A 7,489-nucleotide genomic window follows, 5' to 3' on the forward strand; every position below is an offset into this window, starting at 1 on the left:
TACGCCTGTCTGCGGCATATTCCGTCTGTTTGTAAATCTTTTGATATGCTTTTTGCTGCGTTTCGTGGCGCGATTCCATGTCGATCACGAGCACATCCGCGTCCGTATCTCCACAAGGCTCCCCGTCCGCCGTCACAAAAACGCTTGCCCCGTGCTGGGCAAATTGTACACCTGCATCGAGAGCGCCCGTAAAATCATCCGCCAAAAGCATCAATTGTGCCATCATTTTGTCCTATGCAAGCTCTGGAAACTTGTTGCCCGCCATAACCACCGCCATTTCGATGGCCTCCACCATGCTTTCTTCGTTTGCGCGGCCTTCACCCGCCCTGTCAAAGGCAGTCCCATGATCCACCGACGTACGAATGACGGGCAGACCCAGCGTCGTATTCACGCCGCTCATGGATTCAAACTGGTTCGTTTCAAGATTCAGCTTAAAGCCGCTCATCTTAAGCGGGATATGTCCCTGATCGTGGTACATCGCGACCACAATATCGTATTGCTTGGCGATCGCCTTGACAAAAACAGTATCCGGCGGCACCGGCCCCTCTACATCAAACCCCGCCGCCTGTGCCTGCTCTACGGCAGGAATGATCCATTTTTGCTCCTCGTCGCCGAAAAGACCGTTTTCCGAGCAATGCGGGTTAAGCCCTGCGACCGCAATTTTTGGCTGTTTGATCCCCAACAGTTTGAGCGCTTCGTCCGCCAACCGGATCACAGTAAGCACCCGTTCCGTGGTCACCAGATCGCACGCCCGCTTCAGGGAAACGTGCGTTGTGCAATGGATGACCCGCAAGTCCTTTGATGTCAGCATCATCGCGTAATTTTTGCATTGTGTCTGGTGTGCAAAAATTTCGGTATGCCCGGCAAATTGGTGCCCCGCCTGATGGATTGCTTCCTTGTTGATCGGCCCTGTCACAACGGCGTGCGCCTGTCCACCTAACACAAGCTCAATGCCCTTCACAACATAATTGTATGCCGCGTCGCCCGTTTTCGCGCTCACCTTTTTGTATTCCCAGCCCTGCGGCTGCAAAAAGCCCATATCGATCACGTCGATCACACCGAATTCGCCCCTGGCCTGCGATGGATCGCTGATACGGTTTAACGCAAGACCGCTGTTTGTAAATGCAACCGCATCCGCCATCGGTTCATAATCGCCCACCACGACCGGAATACATGTTTCATAAACATCACGGCTGCGCAATGCTTTTACGGCGATTTCCGCGCCTACGCCGGCCGCGTCGCCCATCGTAATTGCAAGGATCGGTTTCATAGTTTCTCCTATCCGTTATTTGTCGCGCTTCCGCATCCTCAGGCTCTGGATAAAGGGGCTGTTGTCGTGCTCCTTTTCGTTCTGGATCGTCAATATCAGGTTTTCCTGCGATTTTTCCAGATGTCGCGTCAGCAAAGTTTTCAACCTTCTCAGATTCTCGTCTTCCAGCGCCTTCAATATATCGCCGTGTTCCTTCATCGTCTGCAGATATCTCGACTTGGAAAGCTTGTGGTGCGTCGACTGCATCATGTAATAAAACATACCGTTTGACTTTAAGTTGCGGTACAGCGTAAACATTTGCTTGTTGTTCGTTGCCGACAGAAGCAATTGATGGAAGTACGTTTCATACTCAAAAAAATGCTTCATATCGTTTTCTGCGTTGATCTTATATCCCATTTCGTTCTGCTTGTCCGTGCATTTGTGGAGTTCTTCCAAATACAGCGGAACTGTTTTTGCATAATGGATCATATCCTCGGCGCAGTAAAGCTCGATCATTTTGCGCATCTCATACGTCTCGGCGATCTCCTCGAACGTGAGCTTCTTTACCTTCATGCCGCGTCTGGGCATAAATTCGACGTACCCTTCGGAAACCAGACGATTCAGCGCTTCGTTGATCGGGGTGTGGCTGACTCCCAGTTCTTCCGAGAGCTTGCTGACCACCAAACGACTATTCTGCGAATATTTTCCCATAATAATCATATTTTTCAAATGAGAATATGTTGAATCAAGCAAAGATGAATTATCTTCCAACACCACAAGACCTCCTGTTCGCTTGCTTATTTTAGTTCAAAATTTCATGAACTTGCGAGCTTTATTCACCTCAACATTATACTGATTTACTCGGATAATATCAAGGGAAAATTTTCCAGTCTCTTGGTAAGCGCCTGTAAAAAACGCGCTGCGGGAGCGCCGTCCACGGCGCGGTGATCGATCGTCAGCGACAGCGTCATGCACGGGTATGTTACAAGCGCTTCGTCTTCTATGCGCTGACGATAACAAACCGTGCCCACGCCCAAAATTGCCACCTGCGGCGGATTGATGATGGGGGTGAACACCGTGATGCCCGTTGTGCCGAGATTGGTCAGTGTGAACGTTCCGCCCGAAAGCTTCGCCGGATCGAGAGACCCCGCCTTGCAGCCCGCGATCAGCTCCTTTGTTTCGCGCGAGATTGCGCCTAAGCTTTTTCTGTTGGCCTGCGCGACGGTAGGCACCATCAGCCCGCGCTCCGTATCTACGGATATGCCGATGTTGGCGTCGGAAAACACATGCAGGCCGTCCTCCTTATAATGTGCGTTGCATTCCGGAAATTCAAGCAGCGTGCGCGACAATGCAAAAACCATCATGTCGTTGAGCGTTGCGCCCGCATACGGCAGTATGTCCGCTTTTTCCTTCATCTGCCTGCGATAGGCAAGCATTTGCGTCGCGTCGATCTCGGCTGCCATTGTGAGCTGCGCCATGCCGTGGATCGACCGCATCATATTATCGGCAATGATCTTGCGGATGTGCGTATGCGCGATCACGCGCTCCTCCGTCTGTGCCGCCGGTATCGATGCCGTGCATAGAGCCGGACTTTCTTTCAAATATTTTTCAAGGTCTGCACGAATGATGCGTCCATTGGGGCCGCTCGGCGTGACCATAGTAAGGTCTGCCCCCTTCTCCTTTGCCAGCCTGCGCACGATAGGCGAAGCGAATATCCGTCCCGTTGGCGCTGCCTCCGCTTTTAGAGATTGTACTTGCGCCGGTGCGGCAACGGCGGATGCCTCCACTTGCTTTTCTTCCTGTACGGGTTCTTCTTTGCCTGGTATTTGATAGCTTTCGCCCGGCTCGCCGATTACGCACACGACTTCCCTGACGCGAATCTCGTCGCCCGGTTCGCCTATCGTCTCAAGCACCGTCCCTGACGCGTCGCTCTCAACAGGAAACGTCGCTTTGCCTGTCTCGATCTCAAACAGGATATCGCCCTCGCTTACAACGTCGCCCCTTTTCACATGCCATTCGCCCATGATAACGCTTTCTTCCGTCAGGCCTTTTTGTGGCATCAATATAAAACTTGCCATAATAAACTCCTCTTACTGCTTTTCTATGATTTCCAGACCATTAGCGGATATAAAGCCCGCCGTTCACGTCGATCACCGCGCCCGTCACATAGTCTGAAAGATCGGACGCCAAAAAATATACGCATTTTGCCACATCCAGCGGCGTTCCCAACCTTTTGATCGGTACGGAATTCGGGTCGTCGCGCCCTTTTGTCATATCTGTTTCGATATACCCCGGCGCGATGGCGTTCGCATTGATATTATGCGGCGCGCAAAACAACGCGTACGATTTTGCCAGCGCGAGCACCCCTCCCTTGGAGGCACAATAGCTCGGTGCTACCAACGGACTTCCCATCTCTCCTGCCCGTGAGGACATGAAAATCAACTTGCCCGCACCTTGTCCGATCATCTTTTTCAGGCATGACTGCGTGCACAGCTGCGCCCCGCGCAAATTGATATCGATCAGGTTGTCCCATGCGTCCTGCGTCAGGTCGAGCATAGGCGTTGCATCTACAACGCCGGCGTTATTGACAAGAATGTCGATCCTGCCATGCTTCACGCATATTTCTTCGACCATCGCGTCGATGGATTCCTTTGATTTGACATCGACCTCCGCCGCCACAGCCTTCAGTCCTTCGCGGGTCAGCCCATCCGCGCTTTCCTGCGCGAGCGCAAAGCGCATATCCGCGATCACGACCGTCGCGCCATGCTCTGCCAACAGCTTTGCCGATGCAAAACCGATGCCGCGTGCCGCACCCGTCACGATCGCTACTTTGCCTTTCAGATCATCGTATTTCATCGTCTTACTCCCTCACCAGAGATTTCCTTCTTCATTGAAAACAAAGGGCTGCGGTTCGCTCAATATCTCGATATTCGGATTGGCCTTTGCTTCTTCCATCAACGCTTCCGAAATATAGATGTCTTCGATATGAGCCGTATTTTTGATACGGATGATCCGCGGGTTTGCATAATCGATCTTATTGCAGCACTTGACGCCCACAGCGATCGTGTCCCTGTCGTTGTCCATCACGATCGGCATTTTTACAGTCAGCAGCACAGTATTGGTGATCGCGTTCGGATACGTGACCTCAAAATCCGTCTGGTCGTAAAGCCGTTTGCTTACTGCGTCGAATATTCCCACGCCTGCTGCGCTGCCATGCGATTCCTCCGTCAGCGAAAGCGTCACGACGAGCTGGTTCTTGATCCCGCCGGTGGCGTGCGGCCCGATAAACCGCCCGCTGATATTGGGGTCTGCGCCGTCGCCGCTTATATTTTTGCCGATCTCGTCTATTACCAGCAAATCTGTTTCCTCAAACAACAGGCTTCCCATCTTTGCCTTTGCGATCAAAAGGAGTTTAGGCTCCTCGGTTATGATCTCCTCCGGCGTCAGTGCATCAATACGGTACGTGTCATCGTAAGCGTTTTCGATCGTCGACACACCAAACAACAGGTTGGAATGCTTCATGATGGCTTTCCCAAACAACGGAACCAAGTGGTGCATTTCGCCAAACCCGGCCGTATGCGTTACCTCTGCCCCTCTTTGCTTGCCCACACCGATCGTCAGCATTTTCATCAGGCCGCTTTCGTAAGGTCCGCGAAAAGCAGTATGCGGTTTGATGCGGTTGACAGCAATATAGCCGTCCGCCTCCGCCGCATATTTGTCGATCTGCACTTCGTGCCCTTCCTCCGTCGTACCAATCGTTTTTGTCTCCATCGTCGCGCAAATCGGACATCCGCAATATTCCTCTGTGATGCCATAGCTGTCCAGTATCTCTTGCTGGCCTGCTGCCGTTGCGCCGCCGTGGCTGCCCATCGCCGGGAACACAAACGGCTGCGCGCCCTTTTCCTTGATAAACGAAGCGATCTCTCGTATTATGAGCGCAATATTTGCCACGCCGCGGCTCCCGCCCGTGATGCCGATGCGCATGCCGGGTTTGATTTGGCCGCATATTTCCGGCCGGCTCAGCTGTTTGCGTATCTCGCCCGGGATGTCTTCCAGCCTCTCCCGCTCGAACGTCTGCCGGACAAGCGCCATTTTTGGCAGCTTGACATTACGTACCATTGCGCTGTATTTAGACATATTGCTTCACCTTTCTTTCGCCGTCAGCGTCAGATACCCAGACGCTCGCAGCGCAGTTTTTCTTCATTGGTCACGTTGCTCGTCGGTACATATCCGTCGAGCCTGACCACTTTTTCATTGATTACATCTAAAATCGTATCCTTCTGCGCAAAGAAGTATTTTTCCAGCTCCGGACACGGCGATACCCAGTTATGCGAGCCGATGCACACCGGCGGCGCATCCAGATAATCAAAGGCAAACTCCGTCATGTTGCTCGCGATCGTCTTTGTATAGCCGCCGCGCTCACACGCGTCGCTTAACAGTACAAGGCGGTTTGTCTTTTTCACGCTCTCAATAAGCGTATCATAATCGAACGGGATCAACGTCCGCGCATCGATGACTTCTGCTTCCATGCCGTATTTCCCCGAAAGCTCTTCCGCCGCCTCAAGCGCCGGATACAGCGTCGGCCCGATCGTGAGAATCGTCACATCGCTGCCCGCGCGCTTGATATCCGCTTTGCCGATCGGGATTTCATAATAGTCCTGCGGCACGCCGTCCGGCGCGAACTGCTCGCCCATATCATAAAGCTTCTGGCTTTCAAAAAACATGATCGGGTCGGAGCTGCACAGCGCACTTGCGAGGAGCCCCTTCGCGTCATACGGCGTAGCCGGATAAACGATCTTGAGCCCCGGAATATGCGTGCACAGCGACGTCCAGTCCTGCGAATGCTGCGCGCCGTAAAAAGCGCCCACCGAAACGCGTACCACGCACGGCATTTTAAGGATGCCCGCACTCATTCCCTGCCATTTTGCAAGCTGGTTGAAAAGCTCGTCGCCGCAACGTCCGAGGAAGTCGCACCACATGATCTCCGGCACTGCCCGGCCGCCCGCAAGCGCATAGCCTACCGCGGCGTTCACGATCGCCGATTCTGCGATGGGTGCGTTGAACATCCTGTGATATGGCACGGATTCATATAGTCCTTGCAGTACGCCAAACGAGTTGCCATGTTCGCGGATGTCCTCGCCGAACATGACCATCGTCGGGTCTACATAGAATTTATCGATCAAAGCTTCGAAAATCGCATCACGGTATGTATACAGCTTGAGCGCCGACACCGCTTTCCCGTTTTCATCTGTCGTTTTGCGGAACTTCGCTGAAATCTTCTTATATCTTGCATTGTCCTCTTTGGCGCCGATGACCTCGGGCTTTCCCTCTGCCATGCTGACAATGTGCTCGTTGGAAAACATACATTTGGCGATCGCGTCCGGTTCGACGACAAAATTCATACGCGGTGAAAAATCGAGATCCACCGTCTTCCTCAATATATCAGTGATCAGCCCGCGCGTGTCTTCCTCTACGCCCTTTGCGTCTTCCTCGCTCATCAGGCCTTGCTCAATCATCTGACGGCGGTAATGCGCGAGCGAATCCTCGTCCTTCCAAAGATCCATTTCCTCCTTGGTGCGGTACGCCATCTGGTCGGTTACGGAATGTCCCGTGTGACGGTATATGATCGTATCGAGCAGCACCGGCCCCTTATTTTCCTGAATGAGCGCTTTTTTGCGTTTGAACGCATCGATCACCGCAAATACATTATACCCATCCACGCGTTCCGTATGCAACTCGTCGGCATTGAACGCCGCGCCCACGCGCGCAAGGACATCATACCCCATCGTTTCCTGATCCGTCTGCCCGCTCATCGCATAAAAATTGTTTACATAATTGAAGATGATTGGCATTCCTCCCTTATAGCCTTCCTCCCACAGTGTTTTGAACTGGTTCATGCACGCGAAATTCATCGATTCCCACGTATGCCCTGTCGACAGCGATCCGTCGCCGCTGTTGACGACGCAGATGCCTTGTTCCTTCCTTAACTTCTTATATAAGGCAACGCCCGCGCCCACGCCTGCGGACGCGCCCACGATCGCGTTGTTTGGATAGATACCGAATGGCGTAAAAAACACATGCATAGAATTTCCCAGGCCGCCCGTAAAACCGATCTCGCGCCCAAACAGCTCCGTCATGAATCCATAAAGGAAGAAGTCCTTTGCCAGCTCCCGTACGTCGCCCTTGTGTGCAGAAAACTTCTCCACATTGCGCAAAAGCCTGCCTTCCCTAAAATCACTC

The 7,489-nt window shown here is 52.8% G+C and carries 7 protein-coding genes; all 7 read right to left on the bottom strand.

Annotated elements, in window-relative coordinates; all coding sequences use genetic code 11:
- Positions 1 to 226, bottom strand: a 226-nt coding sequence (locus VB081_RS00515) for a four-carbon acid sugar kinase family protein (protein ID WP_323398913.1), incomplete at its 3' end; no start/stop codon positions are given.
- A gap of 6 nt (positions 227 to 232) precedes the next feature.
- Positions 233 to 1,270, bottom strand: coding sequence for a 4-hydroxythreonine-4-phosphate dehydrogenase PdxA (gene pdxA, locus VB081_RS00520; protein WP_323398914.1), 1,038 nt, complete (start codon positions 1,268 to 1,270; stop codon positions 233 to 235).
- Positions 1,271 to 1,285: 15 nt separating this feature from the next.
- Positions 1,286 to 2,020 carry a GntR family transcriptional regulator gene (locus VB081_RS00525; protein ID WP_323398915.1) on the bottom strand — a complete coding sequence of 245 codons (735 nt, stop codon included), beginning with the start codon at positions 2,018 to 2,020 and terminating at the stop codon, positions 1,286 to 1,288.
- A gap of 86 nt (positions 2,021 to 2,106) precedes the next feature.
- Positions 2,107 to 3,327 carry a dihydrolipoamide acetyltransferase family protein gene (locus VB081_RS00530; RefSeq protein ID WP_323398916.1) on the bottom strand — a complete coding sequence of 407 codons (1,221 nt, stop codon included), beginning with the start codon at positions 3,325 to 3,327 and terminating at the stop codon, positions 2,107 to 2,109.
- Positions 3,328 to 3,367: 40 nt separating this feature from the next.
- Entirely contained in the window at positions 3,368 to 4,105 is a 738-nt protein-coding gene (locus VB081_RS00535) for an SDR family NAD(P)-dependent oxidoreductase (protein ID WP_323398917.1), read from the bottom strand.
- A gap of 12 nt (positions 4,106 to 4,117) precedes the next feature.
- The gene (locus VB081_RS00540) at positions 4,118 to 5,386 is read right to left on the bottom strand and encodes a lactate racemase domain-containing protein (RefSeq protein WP_323398918.1); all 1,269 of its coding nucleotides are present in this window, start codon (positions 5,384 to 5,386) and stop codon (positions 4,118 to 4,120) included.
- A 29-nt stretch (positions 5,387 to 5,415) separates the two neighbouring features.
- A partial coding sequence (locus tag VB081_RS00545) for an alpha-ketoacid dehydrogenase subunit alpha/beta (RefSeq protein WP_323398919.1) occupies positions 5,416 to 7,489 on the bottom strand: 2,074 nt, incomplete at its 5' end.

The sequence above is a fragment of the Christensenella sp. genome, from assembly GCF_034927525.1.
Taxonomy (GTDB): domain Bacteria; phylum Bacillota; class Clostridia; order Christensenellales; family Christensenellaceae; genus Christensenella.

What these genes read in the sequence shown, in the direction of transcription:
- pdxA (WP_323398914.1), bottom strand. Translation starts at nt 1,270, where the DNA reads ATGAAACCGATCCTTGCAATTACGATGGGCGACGCGGCCGGCGTAGGC.
- VB081_RS00530 (WP_323398916.1), bottom strand. Translation starts at nt 3,327, where the DNA reads ATGGCAAGTTTTATATTGATGCCACAAAAAGGCCTGACGGAAGAAAGC.
- VB081_RS00535 (WP_323398917.1), bottom strand. Translation starts at nt 4,105, where the DNA reads ATGAAATACGATGATCTGAAAGGCAAAGTAGCGATCGTGACGGGTGCG.
- VB081_RS00540 (WP_323398918.1), bottom strand. Translation starts at nt 5,386, where the DNA reads ATGTCTAAATACAGCGCAATGGTACGTAATGTCAAGCTGCCAAAAATG.